We start from the raw sequence: 18,187 nt of genomic DNA, 5'->3' as shown, positions 1-18,187 counted from the left end.
TCCATTCTCTTGCCTCACTTCGTGAAAGACAATAACGATGCTGGACCTAAGGTCTTACGTACGTGACATTCCTGACTACCCAAAGCCAGGAATTTTGTTTCGAGACATCACACCGCTGCTGGCTGACGCAGAGGCGTTGACCGCAGCGGTCGAGGCCATGGCAGCCCCTTTCTTGGACGCGGACATCGACGTCGTGGCCGCCGCAGAAGCCCGTGGCTTTATCTTTGGCACGCCCCTGGCGATGCGACTCGGGGCCGGATTCGTTCCGATCCGCAAGCCCGGCAAACTCCCGTTTGATTTGCACTCGTTTGCCTACCAATTGGAATACGGCACCGATGAATTGCAGATCCATGTCGACGGCATCAAGCCTGGACAGCGTGTTCTGATTGTGGACGATTTGCTCGCGACGGGTGGAACCGTGGGAGCCTGTTTGCGGTTGCTCGAAAAGTGTGACGCAAAAATTGTCGGTTGTTCCTTTTTGATCCATTTGGAAGCCCTTGGCGGCGAAGCCCGAATGGAACCCTACGACGTCCACAGCGTGCTGAAGTACGGTGGCGATGATAGCGAACAGGAACTGAGCATCCAAAACGAAATGCCCGGTCCGAGCGTTTAGTCCGCATCCGATTCACGCCGCGGCGGTGAACATGGAAATCGCCAGCGGTTGTGTTCCCAGGCATTGCGAAACCGCTCGGTAGGGAGGTCACGGACAACGTGACGGGCGTGTCGATCTGGACGCTGTCCGGCCTGTCACCTTCTTAATTAGAGGGTAGTGGACGAGGCCACGAGTCCTGTTGAAGCGGCAAATCGCTCAGGACGCGTTGCCTCGTCCGCTACGGTTAACCCTCATTTTCAGTTATCACAAACCACGAGCGCTGTCGGCTCACTCATTTTTGCGAAACGACTAGAGCATTTCCATTTTTGTCGTAGCCACCGTCGCCCGACGGTGGACCACGTTCTGGCAAACGTAGCTACCTTTGAAAACCTACGTCATTTACAGAAACGCTCTAAAACGACAACCCGCAATCCGGCCGGTCTGATCTCATTTTGAATGCTGATACAGCTGTCGAAGTGCATTGAAACGCGGCAGCTCACCTGTCTGGATCGAACGAAGCCCATAGGCGAGGGCTCGGACGCGACAAGCACGCCCGCGGCGCTGGCGCTACAGCAAGTCGTCTTCGAGCAAGTGACAGTAGGCGTCGTAGCGGCGGGCGTCGATCCGGGCATCGGCGACGGCGTCTTTGACGGCGCAGTCGTCTTCGTGCAAGTGCAAGCAGTTGGGATAACGACATCCGCTAACGTAAGGTCGAATGTCTGGCATCAGCCCGGCCACCTCGGTCGCTTGAATGTCCCACAACTGGAATTGCCGGATTCCGGGGGTATCAAAGACGGCGCCTCCGCTGGCCAGCGGAATCAGTTTGGATGCGGTGGTCGTGTGGCGGCCTTTTTGATTTTCGGTGCTGACCGTTGAGACCGCGAGCGCGAGTCCCGGTTGGATCGCGTTGAGCAGACTCGATTTGCCCACGCCGCTTTGGCCCGCCAGCGCGGTCTGGCGGTTTCGCAGAAACTCGCGCAGGTATTCGATGTTCTGGCCGGAAGTGGCAGACGTTGGCAGGACGCGATAGCCGAGTGACGCGTACACGCCGATCAGAGATTGCAGTTGAACCGGATCAACGAGATCCACTTTGTTGACCACGATCACGGGCTCGATATCGCACTGCGCCGCGGTGAGCAACATCCGATCGATGAGCGCAGGCTTGATACCAGGTTCGGCCGCACTCGCGATGATCAACATCGCATCGACATTGGCGGCGATCACATGTTGTTTCCCGCGACTGGTTCGACAGATGATCCCGTGACGCGGTTCAATCCGTTCGATCATCCCATCGGCGGTGACGACCTCATTCGCCTTCCGTCCCAATTGGCCACTGTCACCTGCGCGGGCTTCGGTGCGAAACCAAACTTGATCGCCTGCGACAACCACGCCTCGTTGATCCGTGGCCAACGATTTGAGGACTTGGCGGGTGGCGCACGCGTAAAGGTGTCCATCATCGGCGAGCACTTTGCTCTGCAGTCCATGGACGCTGAGCACGCGGCCGTGTTTCAATCGCGTTTTGTCAACGATCAGGTCAACCTGCAGGCCACTTGAGCCGGCGGGAGCGTTGTCGGCTCCCGCGATCGTTTTCCGACGAGTCAGTTCACCTTTGCCCGTCAGGCGTTCCCCGTGAGCGGCATCGTCGAGCCGAGTGGACTCCTCACTGTGAAATTCACGAGTGAGGTCGCTTTTCCGGACGCGACCTTGGTGCTTCTTGCGAAACTCCGCTCGCAGTTTGCCTTTCTTTTTAGCCAACGAGTTAATCTTCGGTCGGAACGGGAGTGCTGGAGCTGCGTTCAGCAGCACCCTCGGGTGCCATGATCTGCTCGAGCTTTCCGGAGCGATCGCCCTTGCGTTTGTGAATGGACGGGCCGATCAGTTCGGTCAGTTCGTTCTCGCTGAGTTCTTCACGCTCGAGCAACCCACGGGTGATCTTTTCGAGCTCCTCACGATGCTCACGCAACAACTGTTCGGCTTTCTGGTCCGCTTCGAGAAGAATGCGAGCGACCTCTTCGTCGATCAGTTCTTGGGTATGCTCACTGAATTGGCGTTGTTGGTGAATCTCGCGTCCGAGGAACGGATCTTCGTCGCTGGTCTTGTAGCTGACCGGTCCGATCTTAGCGCTCATCCCCCAATGCGTCACCATTCGACGCGCGATGCTGGTCGCGCGTTCGAGGTCGTTTTCGGCCCCGACGCAGGTTTCATTGTAGATGATTTTCTCAGCCGCACGGCCGCCCAGCAACACGATCAATTGATGTTCGAGTTCCTTCTTGCTCATGCTCAAACGGTCTTCGTTTGGCACGTACTGCGTGACGCCGAGTGCGCGACCACGAGGGATGATCGTCACCTTGTGAACGATGTGTGACCCCTCGAGGTGCCACGCCGTGAGCGTGTGGCCGGCCTCGTGGTAGGCGGTCTTTTCTTTTTCGTCTTCTTGCAAGACTTCTTCGCGTTTCGCCCCCATCAGGATTTTGTCGCGGGCAAAATCGAAGTCGCACATTTCGACGACCTTCTTGTCTTGTCGAGCCGCCCAAAGAGCCGCTTCGTTGACCATGTTGCGGATGTCCGCACCGGTCAAACCGACCGTTCCCGCAGCGAGTCGTCGCAGGTCGACGTCATCGGCGAGAGGCACATCACGGACGTGAACCTTGAAGATTTCCTCGCGACCCTTCATCGTCGGGCGACCAACGGTGACGTGACGGTCGAAACGGCCGGGACGAAGCAACGCGGGGTCGAGAACGTCAGGGCGGTTCGTAGCCGCGATGACGATCACCGCATGCGTGCCACTGAAGCCGTCCATCTCGCCGAGAATTTGGTTCAGGGTTTGTTCGCGTTCGTCGTGACCGCCGCCCAGACCGGCACCCCGTTGTCGACCGACTGCATCGATTTCGTCGATGAAGATGATCGATGGCGAGTGTTCTTTGGCGGTCTTGAACAGGTCCCGCACGCGGCTGGCACCGACACCGACGAACATCTGAATGAATTCACTACCGTTGACGCTGTAAAACGGAACCTCCGCCTCACCGGCGACGGCCCGAGCGAGCAACGTCTTCCCGGTGCCGGGAGGTCCATTGAGCAGCACGCCTTTGGGGACTTGGCCACCCAAACGAGAAAACTTGTCAGGCGTTTTGAGGTAGTCGACGATTTCTTCGAGGTCAGCTTTGACACCTTGCAGGCCCGCGACGTCGTCGAAAGTGATGACTTTGTCGGTCGCTTCAAAGCGTTTTGCCGGGCTCTTGCTGAACCCGGAGAGAAAACCGCCCCCGCCCATCATTTCGTTGCGGCTGCGGCGAATCATCGTGAAGATCAGGAACAGGATCCCGAGCGGCAGGACCAGCATCAGCAGAATCTGCATGATCGCAGCGGTCGAATCCGGTTTGCGGAATTCGTAGTCGTCGACGCCATTCTCTTTCAGGCGCTTTTCCAGAGCGGCCGCGTACTCGTTGCCAGCCGGACGCGTGAATACGAATTCCTTCGAATAAACTTCAGGTTGGGTGTCTTCGTCGACGTTCTTTTCTTTTGGAAACGGCTTTTCTGGGCGAACCTTGAATTTGCCCGTCACCTCCAAATCGCCGATCTGAACCGATTCAACGTTCTTTTTCTCCAACTGTTCCTGGAAGAAGCTCGCCGAAATGCTAGAACGGTCGTCAGGACGGTTGACGAACAGAATCGCAGCGAGCGCGGCAATCACCAGTGCAATCATGATCGGATTGCTTCGTCGACCACCATCCTGGTCTGGATCTTTCGAGGGGGACTCAGAGTCCTTGGCCATATTGTTTTCCTATCGTGTCTATTGGCTCTGTAAAAACGAGCCGATTTGGCATTCGCTGCGGGAGTGTAGCAAGGAGTGTACCGGGAATTCGAAATCACGGCCAACCGAGTCTTTTTAGTTACCGATTAGGTACAAAAAGTTTTTGGTTCGCAGGGCCAGTCGGTCACCCAGCGAGATCGGGCTCGACACCGTGTATTCCTGGGTATCGGCGACCTCATTGGTCGAAACAAGCTCTGCTTTCCCGCCGTTTTCTGATTCGGTTCCCCCCAACGGAGCGATGACGGAAGTCCGAGCATCTTCGCCGGTGACGTACAGCCGATCCCCAGCGATCAGCGGTGAACTGCTGTAACTTTGGCGAGTTCGGGGTAATTGCACGGTCCACAAAGTTTCACCGGTTTTTTGTGAAAGTGCGTAGACCGTTCCTTTGTCACGTTTGCCGTCGGAAACGACGTACAGGACGCCGTCACGAGCCGCTGGCGTGGGCACATCGCTGCCGACGTCGTCTCGGAACCAAACGATCGCGTCTTTCCCTTTGCCGGCGACCAACTGTTCCATGTCCACCGCAGTAAGCGTCGCTCCTCGCGAGTACGGGCAGAAAATCAGGTTGCCGTCGGCGACCGGTGAGGAGATTGATCGAAAGAACTTTTCGCCGCCCGGGTTGAATCCGCCGAGCCGGGCGAGTTCTTTGCCGTCGGAGGCGCGGTTGATCGTCAGGTTGTCGGCACCCATGACGGCGATCGCCGATTCGCCATTGATCTCAACGGCGAGGGGAGTCGTGTAACTCTGAGCGGCTTCTTCGGGAGCTTCCGTCGATCGATCGGTCTTCCATTTCATTTCGCCGCTCGCGACGTCAAACGCGACGAGATAACTCGGGCCGGTTTGCATCACGGGGATAACGACCATGGAATCAACGAGCAGCGGTGATGAGCCGAGGTCCCACCACAGCGAATCTTCGCCGAATTTGTCTTGCAGGTTGTGTTGCCAAACGATTTCGCCAGACAGATTCACGCATACCAAATCGCCGCTACGGAAGTAGGCGACAACGTGCTCGCCATCGGTGACCGGCGACGGGTTGCTGCCGCTGCCTTTGCGGTGTTTGTTGCCACGGTCCGAACCCATCGGGACTTGCCAAGAGATTCGTGGTTCTTCGAGGTCGATCGCGAAGAGCATGTTCTTTCCGTCCACGCCGCTCGTTAGAAACGCCGTGTTTCCGACGACGACCGGCGTGCTACCTCCTGATCCGGGGATCTCGACCCGTAGGGCAGTTTCTTCGCTCCATTTGACCGGTAATTCCGCATCGAGCGATACGCCCTGTTGCGATGGGCCGCGCCACTGTGGCCAAACCACGTTTTGGTCTGTCTCTGCCGTGTCACTGCTCACGCCCCGCGTGCGAGTCGCCGTCGCTTCGACCGCGAAACAGGAGGACGTTCCCATGGCTGAAAATGCGACCAAACATGCAGCCATCAATCGGCCGGGCACGATAAACATATTCATTCCTCTTTCAACGGAAGGCGGGGGCAACAGACGAAAGGTCTATTGTGGGGGAAGGAGTGATCACTCGCCAGTAGCGAGCGATTGCGGATCGCGATTGAATCCCTTTTTAACGGGCGTCGAAGGTGCGAAGCGTAAATTCGGCATTCTCATTACCGTGCGATCCAAGCTTTAATCTAGCCGGGCTGTACAGATGGTCGCCTGCGAGCGAGCACCAGCAGTCCGAGCATCGTTAACACGATACCGATCACGAGCGTCGTCGTAACCGGTTCGGCGAACAAGACCACTCCCGCCATGGCGGCCATGGCGACTTGTGACGCGTTGAGCAGATGCACGGCCACGATGGGCAGTACTTTCATGGCCGTCGTGATCGCTATGAAAGCGATGAAATTAAAAACGCCCGCCGCGATCATCGACCACCAAAGCGACGCGGGCATCTGTGCCAAATCTGCCAATCCTCCGCGAAAAGCTACGAGCGCGAACATCGCGGTGAATCCGACCCCGCCGCTGATCCACATCGCCGTCGCCGCTTGCATGCCCTTTTGTAAGTTGAATCGCATCGTCGAACTGAAGACGGCGAAACACAGCCCCGAAAAAATGGCAAACCCGGCACCGATCCATCGCTGGTACGCGAGTTCATCGGCGTTGTCGGTAACAACAACGCCCGCCGCTTCTGGATCGGGATGCCCGGACTGCGATAGCATCACGACGGCCACCATCAAAATCGCCATCGCGATCGCGGTCCGCCGCAACACCGATTCGCCGAGCAGAATTCGGCCCACGATCGCGCTGCCGATCAGTAACGCTCCGAGCGTGATCGGCACGGCGGCGGCCAACCCGATCATGCCCAACGCGACTTGAAACGAAGCGTTGCCGCCGACTTGGCCGATCAGGCAGATCCAAATGAATCGCGGGACGAGGTGTCGACTCGTCGTGATCGGGATACCACGCAGTTTCAACGTGACTAAAAAAGGGGTCAGACAAACGACTGTCGGCAGTGCTTTCACCGCCGTCACTAGCAATGGATCTGCCGAAACGGACTGACGCAGCGAGATGTTTGCCAGCGTGTAAAAAACGGCGGAGAGTAATCCGCACACGGTGCCCAATCCGATTCCGGGGGTCACGATCGAGCCGTACATCCGCTCGGGGAGCCCCGGCATCACGTCCGTTTCGGAGGGCAGCGTTTCGATCATTTTACGGTTTCGATCGTTGCACGGTCGACTCGATGAATCCGTCCGACACTCGACTACGAAGCGTTTGTCCCGCGTTGACATCACCGACATTACGAACGACCGTTCCATCTTCGGTTTGCGTGACGCTGTATCCACGAGACAGAACGCTGAGCGGTGACAATGCCGAAACCGCTGCCGCGAGTTGTTTCACACGGCTTTCGTTTTGTTCCAATCGGCGTCGCATCGCCGATCGAGCCCGTTCGTCGAGTTCGTCGACGATGCGGCTGCGGTTCAATACGAGTTCAAACGGGTTACGGAAGATCGGTCGTGATTCGATCCAGTCGAGCCGTTGTCTGGATGCATCGATCCGCCGGAACAACGATCGACGCATCACGCCGTCGAGTGCATCGAGGACATCGACCAACACTTCACGGTCGGGTAACACTTGGATGGCCGCATCGGTCGGCGTCAACGCGCGGACGTCAGCGACGAGGTCCGATAACGTCACGTCGATTTCGTGTCCGACGGCGGACACGGTCGGAATCCGCGAGCGTGCGAGTGCTCGAACAAACCGTTCCTCATTGAACGACCACAGATCCTCGAGCGAACCTCCACCACGGGAAACGATCAACACGTCAGGGAGCGGGTCGAGCCGGTGGGCAGCCGCGATTCCCTCGATCAACATCTCGACGCTACCCGGCCCTTGGACGCTCGATGGAATCAGGACGATTTCGACCCCGGCGTGGCGTGATGCGGCGGCTTGTAAAAAGTCTCGGATCGCTGCTCCGGTTGGACTCGTCACGATCGCAATCTTGCGTGGCACCCGCGGCAGCCGGCGTTTCCGCTCGATGGCGAACAACCCTTCCGATTCCAGTTTCGCTTGCAATTGCGCCAACGCCAGCTGCAACGCACCCATGCCTTGCGGTTGGCACTTCCGAACCACCATTTGAACGGTACCGCGGGCGGCGTAAACTTCGATATCGCCGAAACACAGCACGCTTTGGCCGTCGTCGAGTTCAAACGGCAACCGTTCGGCGGTGCTGCGCCACATCACGCCGCGAAGTTGCGAACGTTCGTCTTTGAGTGTGAAGTACAAGTGTCCGCTGCGTGGCCGGGCGATGTCGGTGATCTCACCGGCGACCCACATGCTCGACAATGACGACTCAACGGCCTGTTTGATCCGCAGCGTCACTTCGCTGATGCTGAGGGCCTCTTCGGCTGTCGATGCAGGTTTTTTAGCGACCAAGCCTTTCTCGACTTTGGGTTCGCGTTTTTTTCGAACAGCTTTCTTGCGAGCCGCACCGGCCTTTTTCGGCGCGGCGGGTGTCGCATGACCGTCATCGCCGGCGTCCTCACCGTCCTCACCGCCGCCAAAATCGAACGGCAGCTGTTGCTGGTCAGCCGTCATGCGTTGGGGCCGACCGGTCGTCGTGAGCGGCGACGCCGACCCGACCTGGCGAACTTGGCACGGACATCGGCCACCGCGGCGAGCAGTTGATCGACCTCTTCGGTTGTGTTGTAGAGGTAACAACTCGCCCGCGCCGTCGCGGTCACACCGATCGCTTGATGCAGCGGCATGGTGCAGTGATGCCCCGCTCGCACCGCAACACCACGACCGTCGAGGAACTGCGAAACGTCGTGGGCATGCACCCCTTCGATGACGAAGCTGTTGATGCCACCTTTCTTGTCGGCGGTCGGTCCGATCACGCGGACTCCGTCGATTTCACGAAGACCCGCATCGGTTCGCGCGCCGAGGATGCGTTCGTGAGCGTGGATGTTTTCCATGCCGATCGCGGTGAGGTATTTCAGTGCGGCGGCCAATCCGATCGCTTCCACGATCGGAGGCGTTCCGGCTTCGAATTTTTCGGGCAATTCGTGAGTCGTGAAACCTTCCGTGGTGACGTTGAGGATCATGCCGCCACCGCCCAGAAACGCTGGCATCGCGTCGAGCATCGCTTCCTTGCCATAGAGCACACCGATGCCCGTGGGGCCGCAAACCTTATGGCCACTGAAGACGACGAAATCCGCATCCCATTGCTGCACGTCGATCTGATGATGAGGTGCCGCTTGTGCGGCATCGATCAGAACGGTCGCGCCGTACTGTTTCGCCATCGACGTCCATCGTTGCACCGGATACTCGCTGCCGAGCGTGTTGCTCGCCGCGGCGAACGCGAACATTTTTGGACGAAATCGTTCGAGATACTCGGCGACTGTTTCGTCACTGATTTCAAAGTTCTCGTCGATCGGGATGAACTCGACGCGGCACCCGGTTCTCGCGGCGAGCTGATGCCAGGGGATGATGTTGGCGTGGTGTTCACTGATCAACAGCAGGATCACGTCACCGGCGGAAACGTTGGCATCGCCCCACGAGCGGGCAACCGTGTTGATCGCGGCGGTCGTTCCGGCGGCGAAGATGACTTCGCGGGCGGACGCGGCGTTCAAGAATTCACGGGTGGTTTCTCGCGCCGATTCATACGCACGCGTCGACTCTTCACTGAGCGTGTGGATACCACGGTGCACGTTGCTGTAATAGTGCAGGTAGCACTCGTCCATCGCATCGATGACCGCTTGAGGTCGCTGCGTCGATGCGGCGTTGTCGAGATAGATCAGCGGTTGGCCGCCGGTGACGTTTCGCTTGAGTACGGGGAAGTCACGGCGGATCGATTCGGTATCGAGCAAACTCATTGCTCTTCCTCAAGTGATGGGCCGCCGAAGGACGTCTTGGGTTCCACTTCGTCATCGTCTTCGGTGACGCTGGGGGCCGCCTCGGTTCCGACGGGCCGCTTCAGCGCGCCCTGCAACACTTTCCAGCTCAACAGGCAGCATTTTTGCCGGTTGGGCGTCAATTGCGGCCCGAACAGCGAGAGCATGTCTTCCGCCGAAAATTTCTCGACTTCTTCGATCGTTTTGCCTTCGATCGCTTCGAGCAACATCGATGCGGACGCTTGACTGATCACGCAACCGTCCCCGTCGAACCATGCCTCGGCGACACGCCCGTCAGAATCCAGCCGTAAATCGACGTGAATCTTGTCACCGCAAAGTGGATTTTTACCGTCGTGAGCGTGCGTGGCGGATGCCAAATGGCCACGGTTGTAGGGATCCTCGTAGTGATCCAACACGTGCTCTTGGTAAATATCCTGGTCGTTATTGCTGTCCTGCGGGTGGGGCATCGGCGTTAAGACGTGGGGTAGCGGTGAAAGTGGAGTGATTTGGGGTGGAGGCGAGCGAAAAATGAAAACTCGCCCCCTCTTTCACTCTACGCGAGTTGTCAAAAAAAGGAACGCCTCCGAAGTCAACCTGGGCAACACCGGGCCGTCCGATCAGGCCGATTTTCGGAGGTCGGGGTCAGGCCTCAAACTATGAGGTGGGTTTTGCCTCGTCGCTCGCGACGCGGTTTGATCGCTGCACGCCGAAGTCGGGCGGCCGCCGCGAGGCCGAGACTAACGTTTGATGTCGAACGCGAAGATCAAATCTTGGTCACGGACAAACAGGGTTTGGTTCGCGATCACCGGGTGAGCCCAGATCGCACCACGGTCGCGCGGCACGTCTGTTTCGCGAGGCAATTTCGTCTGTCCGAGCGGCTTCCACTCGTTGCGGCTCGGTTGCACCAAAATGATGCTGCCGTCGCCATCGTTGTAGCAATACAGTCTGCCGTCGGCGTAGGCGATCGAGCCGCTCTTGTTGCCGCGAAGTTTCTCTTGCCATAGCGTCTCGCCGGTTTCGAGGTCTTGGGCCATCCAGTTGCCGCCGTCAGCTTTGGTGAAGCCGTAGATCACTCCGTCGACCAAGACCACGCCACCGTGATGATTTTCCATCGACTTCAAGCCGTTGTGGTAAACCGCGTCGGCGCTGATTGAATTGCCGCTGCCGGTCAACCGCAGCAACGCGTTTCCGGCACCATAGGCACTGGTGTGATAAACCTTGTTTTCGCCGACCAGCAGCGGGGTGGGGATGGTGGCGGTGTCATTCCCGGTCAAGCCGTTTTCGAACAATTTGTCGCCGGTTTTGCAATCAAACGCGACGACGCCGATCTGCGATGCGGTGACGTAATAGTTGGTTCCCGCGAACGAGCCTTTGACCGCTGATACGTAGTGGGCCGGAGCATCGACGCCGTTGGAGTTCCACAGCAATTCACCGGCTTGGCGATCCAACGCGATCATGAACTTTTTACCCCCAGGGGTGACGACCACTCGATCGCCGTCGATCAAAACGGATTCGCTGTAACCCCACTTTGGGATCTTGCCCCCGTAGTCGGCGACGATGTCGACTTTCCACATCAGGTCGCCGGTGTCGCGTTTAATTGCGGCGACGACGCCGGTATCCGTCAGCACAAAGATCTGGTTACCGTTGACGGTCGGAGTGCTTCGTGGTCCGCCCCCCCATCCTCGGTTGTAGTCCGAGCCCGTTCCCGAACGCGATACGTTGGTCTTCCAGAGGCGTCTGCCGGTTTTGGAATCGAAACAGCAGGCGAAACAGTTTTGGTCGTCCGAGCCCATCGTGTACAGCCGGCCATCGGCAATCGACATGCTGCTGTAACCGATCCCGACGTTGGCTGCTTCCCATTTCAATTTCGGTGGCGTCGTTTCCCAGGACTGCGCCAGCTTTTGAGGGGCGGCGTGTCCATCACGCTGCGGTCCCCGCCACTGCGGCCAATCGGTCGGATCGGCGTGAGCCGTCGTGGTGACAAACGACACGGCGCACAGGACGGCGCACGGCAAAGACAAACGCCAAGCGATCGAAGGAAAAAGCGTGCGTATCAAGGTCAGACTCGCGGGAAAGTTGGGGATGGTGAAACCAGGATTACAGAACACCCTTGGTGCTCGGAATCGCATCACTACGTGGGTCGTTTTCAATCGCCATGCGGATCGCGCGGGCGGTTGATTTAAAAACGCATTCCGAAATGTGGTGGGCGTTGCGCCCGTGGTGCAAGACTACGTGCAGATTGCATTTCGCGTTCGCGGCGAACGACTGCCAGAAATGTTCAACCAGTTCACTGTCAAACGTACCGATCTTAGACGCTGCGATCGGGGCATGGTATTCGAACGCATAGCGTCCGCCCATGTCGACCGCTGACGTGACAAGGCATTCGTCCATCGGCAGGGTGAAGTGACCGTAGCGAAGAACGCCAGCCCGGTTGCCCAACGCCTTGTCGATGGCGGTTCCCAATGCAATCCCGATGTCTTCGGTCGTATGGTGATCGTCAACGTGCAGATCGCCGGTCGCGTCAACATCCAGATCGATCAACGAGTGCTTGGCGAACAAGTCTAACATGTGGTCGAGGAACCCGATGCCGCTGTTGCGTTTGCCTCCACCGGAGCCATCGAGGTTCACAGAAAGTTTGATTTGAGTTTCGCCGGTTTGGCGATCGACCGTGGCGGTACGTGGCATCAGGCTGGATCGTTAAGAGATAGGAAGAGGAGAACAAAAGGAGCGTTGGCGGCGGTGAAATGTTCACGTGCCGAGTCAATCACCATGCCGTCGGCGATACCTGCGATTTCAAAGCGTTGTGTCGCTTGTGCAAGGCGGATCACGGAGATTATCGCGAACGAGCGGTGCGGGAATGAATGACCGGGAATGGGGGGGCGGTGGCGGGAACTCGAAAGCATCGTCTTAAAACGCCGAGATTCTAACGCAGAATCCTACACCAATGCGAGGTCTCGGACTTCACGAGCGGATGCGCTCCACTCGTGTGCCTCCTCCGCTCGCGTGCCCGTATCTCTCAACAGCCCCAATTGCGTCGCGGATCGCTTTCGAGCCGGCGATTGTCTAGGAAAGAGCGGCTCCGGGCTGGCCAAACGTCCATCGGACCTCAAAACCGTCGTCCCTCAGCCCTGCGGCGATCGTTTCCACCGGACGCTGATCGACGACCGGGAATTGCTCGCCCTGCGAGTGCTCGGCTTCTGCCCCAACATCGGTTGTATCGCTGTAGCCGCCCGGTGAGGTCGAACTGCCTGCACTCATTTGGGTGATGCAGATTCGCTTTAGCTGATCACGCAGTGTGGCCGGTTCGCGTGTCGATAGGACCAATTCGCTATCGGGGAAAGCGAGTCGGCAGATGCAGTACATCCGTATCAGCAATTCGTCGTCAATGTCGAACGGTATCTCGTAGCCTTCGGGCGCGTGACGAATCCGTGGCAAGCTGAACGCCAGTTTCAAGTCAGGAAAGCGATCTTTCAGATAGCCCGCGTGGCGTAGCATCGCGCGAACGTCCTGGACTGGATCGGCGAGCCCGAGCAACACGCCCAACCCGATGCGACCGATACCGGCTTCCGCGACGCGATCGGGAGCTTCAAGACGCCAGTGGTAAGATGCTTTGGGGCCTTTCAAATGAAGCTGCTCATAAACTGACTCGTCGTACGTTTCTTGATACAACGTCACCCCGCTCACGCCCGCTTCCCGCATGGCGGTGTAGGAGTCGGTTGACTGCGCCGCGATCTCAATGCTGAGTTCGAGGTTTTCTTGTCGAAGCATCGAGATCAGATCGCAGAAATAAGGAGTCGACGTCAGACGCGGGAAGTCACCCGCCACGATCAGCTGATGCCGAAAACCGCGTTCGCGAAGAATGCGTGATTGTTGCAAGACCTCATCTCGATTGAGATGAATGCGGTCAATCTTTAGCGGGAACTGAAAGCCACAGTACCTACAATGGTTGACGCAGTGACTTGAGACATACAACGGCGCGTAGAGAAGCATTCGACGTAGATCGAGATCACTATGAAGGTCGGCAGATTTAATCGAGAAATGCTCGCTGGTGACTTGAGTCGCCATGGCCGTTAACGATTCGAGATCGCATTCACGATCGAACCACTCGCTGAGCAGTGTGTTTGTATTGTTCGCGGCGGAGGATGCTTTGACCGCGTGCCGAGCATGGCGAGGTGAACGCGGTTTCGTCCCGCGTAATTGGTTCGCCCATTGATCCAGTTGATCTAATATTGATTCATCCATGCGGTTGCGCGAATGGCCGCATTCGTTGAATCGCTGATATCGCCACCGTTCGAGTTTGGAGGCAAGTTGGCGGCTTTCGTCCGATGGTAACGCCGTGGGATTGCTTAGTAGCAATCGAACTTGCTCGGCCAACTTCAGGTGATGGTCAGCGTGGTCGTCCGTGGCAGCAATCCAATTGTTGATGGACTGTGATTCGGCGTAGGCGGAGTGGGACATGGTGGGGAATTGATTTTCTGGTGACGGTTTCGTTTGCCGTCTGGGCCGGTGTATCTGAGTGTTAATGAGACCCGGGTGAGAATACCGAAACCAACGAGCCGCGGGCATGGCGATCCCATCGATGTGCCTGCGTCAATTCATCGCAAGATGTCGGAATGGGGCACGCGTGGTCGCCAGTTCGGCATGCCAGCATTGAGAAGGTGATTGTCACTTTGGGTGGCCGTTCGTAGACTGCGGTGTGCTCGGAGGAATTTTTCGTGCAAATTCGGTAACCGATTCGGGAATCAGTTTTGACTAAAGAGAATGCTGCCGACGCCCCTCCGCCAACGCATCGATGCGTGATCAATTCGGCGGCCTACCACAATGGGGTGCGTGTTGCGGACGTTCCGATCCCCGATCTTGGTGACGCGTGGGCGCATTCAGACCGCTTTATTTGGGTCGGCTTGTACGAGCCCAATGAGCAAGTCCTCTCGCATATCCAGAATGCGTTTGGGCTGCACGACTTGGCCATCGAAGATGCTCACTCGGCCCACCAGCGTTCCAAATTGGAAGTTTACGATGACTCGATGTTTGTGGTCATGCGTACGGCGAGGTTGTGTGAAAGCGGCGAGCAACGGATCGAATTTGGGGAGACTCATGTCTTTCTAGGGCCACGCTACATCATTACGGTGCGACACGGATCGCTGCAATCTCATGTGGGGCTGCGTGCCCGATGCGAATCGACGCCGAAGTTGCTGGCTAAAGGCGAAGGGTTTGTGTTGCACGCGTTGATGGACTTCATCGTTGACCAATACTTCCCCGTGCTCGATGCGTTGGAAGCCGAGCTCGATGAATTGGAAGATCATATCTTCAGTGGCAAGTTTGTTCGTAGCGTTACGGCCCGAATCTATCATCTCCGCCGAGACCTGCTCGCGCTCAAGCATGCTGTGACCCCGCTCAGTGATGTGTCGGCCCACCTCACCCGGATGGATTCAAAGCTGATCTCATCAGAGTCGCAACCGTATTTTCAAGATGTTCACGATCATGTCAGCCGTATCGCCGAGTTGATTGACAACCTTCAACAACTCTCGCACACGGCGCTCGAGAGCAACTTGGCTTTGATCTCGGTCTCGCAGAACGATGATATGAAACGTCTCGCAGGTTGGGCGGCAATCTTGGCCGTTCCCACCATGATCGCCGGGCTTTATGGCATGAATTTCAAACACATGCCCGAGACCGAGATGGAGTGGGGGTACCCCATCGTCCTCGGGATCATGCTTCTCTGCTGCGTGCTGCTCTACCGATGGTTTCGCCGAGTCGGCTGGCTCTGAAACGCCGTTTCGCATGCCTAACCGAAAGAACAAGTTTAGGGAGTGGCTGACAACGTAGTGTCTCTCTGGTCATGCGATTTTCGCATCACGGTGACTCGTCGCTGACGAAGACTGGTCCTCGTGCGTGATTTTGGTAGCCTTAGAGGTCAAACTGATTTCCGGCATGTCGACAGAAAGGTTCCGCTTGATGACTCATCGATCGCGACGAAGCTTTGGCCTCGTTTGTCTTATCATGTTTCTGGTGCCGTTAGTTCCAAGCGTTGATGCTCAGGAAATCGTCGATCTACCAACGCAAGTGGACTTTGATCAACTCACCGCTGAGACAGCAAACGCTTGGGCGGAATTGGTGCTAAAGAACATCGACATCGAGTTTCCAAACAAGATGTCGTTGGTATACGTCGACGCCAGCCAAGTCAAAACACCGAAGGAACATTTTCCGGCGTTCTATGGTTGCTTTGATTGGCATAGCAGCGTTCATGGACACTGGGTTCTCGTGCGACTGCTACGCTCGATGCCAGATTTACCAAACGCGCCGCGTATTCGGGCAACGCTCAATGAGCACCTGAGTAAAGAAAACCTGGTACACGAAGCGGCGTTTTTTGAACGTGACGAGCACAAGTCTTTTGAACGCATGTATGGATGGGCGTGGTTCCTGCGATTGGCGATGGAGCTGGAGGAGTGGGACGATACCGATGCTCTTCGTTGGCGTGAAAACTTGCGTCCGTTGGAAGTTGTGCTACGTCAGCGTATTGACGCTTACCTGCCGCTGCTCTCGTATCCGATCCGAGTGGGCCAACATACCGACACCGGTTTCGCGTTGGGCCAGTTGCTGGACTACGCCGCTGCTCTCGACCAGCCCGATCTATCGGATTTAGTGACCCAAACCGCAAACAGGTTCTACTCCGGCGATCGAAGGTATCCGGTTCGTTATGAGCCCTCCGGGCATGATTTCTTTTCGTCGTGTTGGAATGAAGCGGATTTGATGAGACGCGTGTTGCCCGCTGACGAATTTGCTCAGTGGCTAGGAGATTTCGTTCCGAATGCCAAAGCACAATTGACCGACGGGACCATCGAGCCGGTCGAAGTGCCCGACGTCACCGATGGCAAGCTGGTCCATCTTGCCGGATTGAATTTGAATCGCGCGTGGTGTTTGCGAGCCGTCGCCAACGCATTGCCCGTCAATCATGAACTGAAGGAACCGCTGATGACCAGTGCTCGGCGGCATTTGCAAGCCGGTATGAAGTACGTCAACAGCGGCCACTACGAAGGAGACCACTGGCTCGCGACGTTCGCACTTTACGCGATCACCGAGCATGGCTTAACACCCGGTTCCACTCTCGAAGACGCTGAGGCTGGGCAGTGACCGCAGATCGCGGTGAAGACTCGGCGCCGCGCAAGATGCCGCTCGGGCCAGGTCTACTGGTCACGGCCGCCTTCATTGGGCCTGGAACGGTCATCACAGCGAGTCGCGCAGGCACTGAATTTGGCTGTGAACTGCTGTGGACGATCTTGCTGGCCAGTGTCGGAACGATTTTGCTACAGTCGCTTGCGGCCCGGTTGGGAATCGAAACGGGGAGCGGTCTGAGTGAAGCGATCAGGTCGACGCTATTCGGGACGAAGTGGCTATTGCCAACGCTCGCGTTGATTTTGCTGGCGATCGGATTCGGAAATGCCGCCTACCAGACCGGAAACCTAACCGGTGCTGTGGTCGGCGTCACAGGTTTGTTTGGTGGCTCGGCAAAAATTTGGGTAGCACTTCTAGCGGTGATCGTCATCGCGTTGATGGGATTCGGGAAAGACAAGTTGCTGCAGCGGACTCTGGTCGTCTTGGTATGCGTCTTAAGCCTTGCCTTCTTAATTACCGCCGCGATCGCATTACCAGCACCGGATCGAATTCTGAAAGGGATGTTGGTTCCAAAAGTAACCACCGCGAATCTATCGCTAGTCGTCGCTTTGATCGGAACGACGATCGTTCCGTACAACTTGTTTTTGCATGCGAGCCGATCGGCGACGACTTGGAAAGACACGCCGCGGAATTTGGCGCTGCGGTCATCACGCATCGATACCGTGTTCTCCATTTCGCTCGGTGGCCTGTTAACGGCGGCGATCATGCTGACTGCCAGCAGCGCGTTTCATGATCAAGGAACCACCTGGACATCGCCTGACCAAATCGCGATCCAGCTTCGCCCAACCTTGGGCGCTTTAAGCGGAGTCACGTTCGCGTTGGGGCTGTTTGCCGCCGGATTGACCAGTGCCATCACGGCGCCGCTCGCAACCGCCTACGCCGTGTGCGGTTGTCTAGGCTGGTCCACGCAAACGGACTCGCGAAGATTTCGCGGCATCGCAATTTTGATTGTGCTCGTCGGAACACTGGCGGCCATCTTTTTGGATGCGAGTCCCGTTTCAACGATTGTGGCGGCGCAAGTCGCAAACGGCCTGCTGCTGCCCATCGTCGCCATCATCATGTTGCTGATCGTCCAGCGTCAAGCAAAGATGCATCACCGTGAAATGTCGACACCGTCCATCGCGGCTGCATGGACCGTCGTGTCGCTGATCGGTGCCCTAGGACTGTGGCGCATGATCACGGGCGTCCTGAAACTATTTTGAACGGCACGAGACGGTGATCTTGACGGTTCGATGTTCCATCGCCGTACCATATGGATGTCGCCCGCCAAATTGCTAGACCCCA

General features: G+C 57.3%; 15 protein-coding genes. 4 read left to right on the top strand and 11 right to left on the bottom strand.

Going from position 1 to position 18,187, the window contains the following annotated elements; genetic code table 11:
* Window positions 1-37 precede the first annotated feature (37 nt).
* Window positions 38-613, top strand: coding sequence for an adenine phosphoribosyltransferase (locus tag NB063_RS00325; RefSeq protein ID WP_322975023.1), 576 nt, complete (start codon window positions 38-40; stop codon window positions 611-613).
* A gap of 546 nt (window positions 614-1,159) precedes the next feature.
* Here NB063_RS00325 and rsgA read toward each other — a convergent pair.
* The 11 genes from rsgA to NB063_RS00270 form a co-directional block, all read right to left on the bottom strand.
* Window positions 1,160-2,347, bottom strand: a complete 1,188-nt coding sequence (rsgA, locus tag NB063_RS00320) for a ribosome small subunit-dependent GTPase A (protein WP_250926729.1) — start codon at window positions 2,345-2,347, stop codon at window positions 1,160-1,162.
* 4 nt (window positions 2,348-2,351) lie between these two features.
* Window positions 2,352-4,364, bottom strand: a complete 2,013-nt coding sequence (gene ftsH, locus NB063_RS00315) for an ATP-dependent zinc metalloprotease FtsH (RefSeq protein ID WP_250926728.1) — start codon at window positions 4,362-4,364, stop codon at window positions 2,352-2,354.
* Between the two features lie 114 nt (window positions 4,365-4,478).
* Window positions 4,479-5,858 (bottom strand): outer membrane protein assembly factor BamB family protein, encoded by a 1,380-nt coding sequence (locus NB063_RS00310; RefSeq protein WP_250926727.1) that lies wholly within the window; start codon window positions 5,856-5,858, stop codon window positions 4,479-4,481.
* Window positions 5,859-6,031: 173 nt separating this feature from the next.
* Window positions 6,032-7,048, bottom strand: coding sequence for a DMT family transporter (locus NB063_RS00305; RefSeq protein WP_250926726.1), 1,017 nt, complete (start codon window positions 7,046-7,048; stop codon window positions 6,032-6,034).
* Window position 7,049: 1 nt separating this feature from the next.
* The gene (gene xseA / locus NB063_RS00300) at window positions 7,050-8,435 is read right to left on the bottom strand and encodes an exodeoxyribonuclease VII large subunit (RefSeq protein WP_250926725.1); all 1,386 of its coding nucleotides are present in this window, start codon (window positions 8,433-8,435) and stop codon (window positions 7,050-7,052) included.
* Complete coding sequence (locus NB063_RS00295) at window positions 8,432-9,712, bottom strand: aminotransferase class V-fold PLP-dependent enzyme (protein ID WP_250926724.1); 1,281 nt, start codon at window positions 9,710-9,712, stop codon at window positions 8,432-8,434. The genes xseA and NB063_RS00295 overlap by 4 nt, the downstream gene beginning before the upstream one ends.
* Entirely contained in the window at window positions 9,709-10,197 is a 489-nt protein-coding gene (sufU, locus tag NB063_RS00290) for a Fe-S cluster assembly sulfur transfer protein SufU (RefSeq protein WP_250926723.1), read from the bottom strand. The genes NB063_RS00295 and sufU overlap by 4 nt, the downstream gene beginning before the upstream one ends.
* A 270-nt stretch (window positions 10,198-10,467) precedes the next feature.
* Window positions 10,468-11,787, bottom strand: a complete 1,320-nt coding sequence (locus tag NB063_RS00285; protein WP_250926722.1) for a PQQ-like beta-propeller repeat protein — start codon at window positions 11,785-11,787, stop codon at window positions 10,468-10,470.
* Window positions 11,788-11,827: 40 nt separating this feature from the next.
* The gene (gene hisB, locus NB063_RS00280; protein ID WP_250926721.1) at window positions 11,828-12,415 is read right to left on the bottom strand and encodes an imidazoleglycerol-phosphate dehydratase HisB; all 588 of its coding nucleotides are present in this window, start codon (window positions 12,413-12,415) and stop codon (window positions 11,828-11,830) included.
* On the bottom strand, window positions 12,415-12,558 hold the full coding sequence (locus tag NB063_RS00275; protein ID WP_250926720.1) for a hypothetical protein: 144 nt from the start codon (window positions 12,556-12,558) through the stop codon (window positions 12,415-12,417). Before NB063_RS00275 ends, hisB begins: the two co-directional genes overlap by 1 nt.
* Window positions 12,559-12,793: 235 nt before the next feature.
* Entirely contained in the window at window positions 12,794-14,188 is a 1,395-nt protein-coding gene (locus tag NB063_RS00270; protein WP_250926719.1) for a radical SAM protein, read from the bottom strand.
* 290 nt (window positions 14,189-14,478) lie between these two features.
* Here NB063_RS00270 and corA point away from each other — a divergent pair, with 290 nt between their 5' ends.
* The 3 genes from corA to NB063_RS00255 all read left to right on the top strand — a co-directional run bounded on the left by corA (window position 14,479) and on the right by NB063_RS00255 (window position 18,105).
* Window positions 14,479-15,498 (top strand): magnesium/cobalt transporter CorA, encoded by a 1,020-nt coding sequence (gene corA / locus NB063_RS00265; protein ID WP_250926718.1) that lies wholly within the window; start codon window positions 14,479-14,481, stop codon window positions 15,496-15,498.
* Window positions 15,499-15,730: 232 nt separating this feature from the next.
* Window positions 15,731-16,861, top strand: a complete 1,131-nt coding sequence (locus NB063_RS00260; RefSeq protein ID WP_250926745.1) for a DUF2891 domain-containing protein — start codon at window positions 15,731-15,733, stop codon at window positions 16,859-16,861.
* Entirely contained in the window at window positions 16,858-18,105 is a 1,248-nt protein-coding gene (locus NB063_RS00255; protein WP_250926717.1) for an Nramp family divalent metal transporter, read from the top strand. Before NB063_RS00260 ends, NB063_RS00255 begins: the two co-directional genes overlap by 4 nt.
* The last annotated feature ends 82 nt before the right edge of the window (window positions 18,106-18,187 follow it).

Origin of the sequence: Aporhodopirellula aestuarii (assembly GCF_023701485.1) — a bacterium.
Classification (GTDB): Bacteria; Planctomycetota; Planctomycetia; order Pirellulales; family Pirellulaceae; genus Rhodopirellula; species Rhodopirellula aestuarii.
This window is presented reverse-complemented; position numbering and strand designations above follow the sequence as displayed.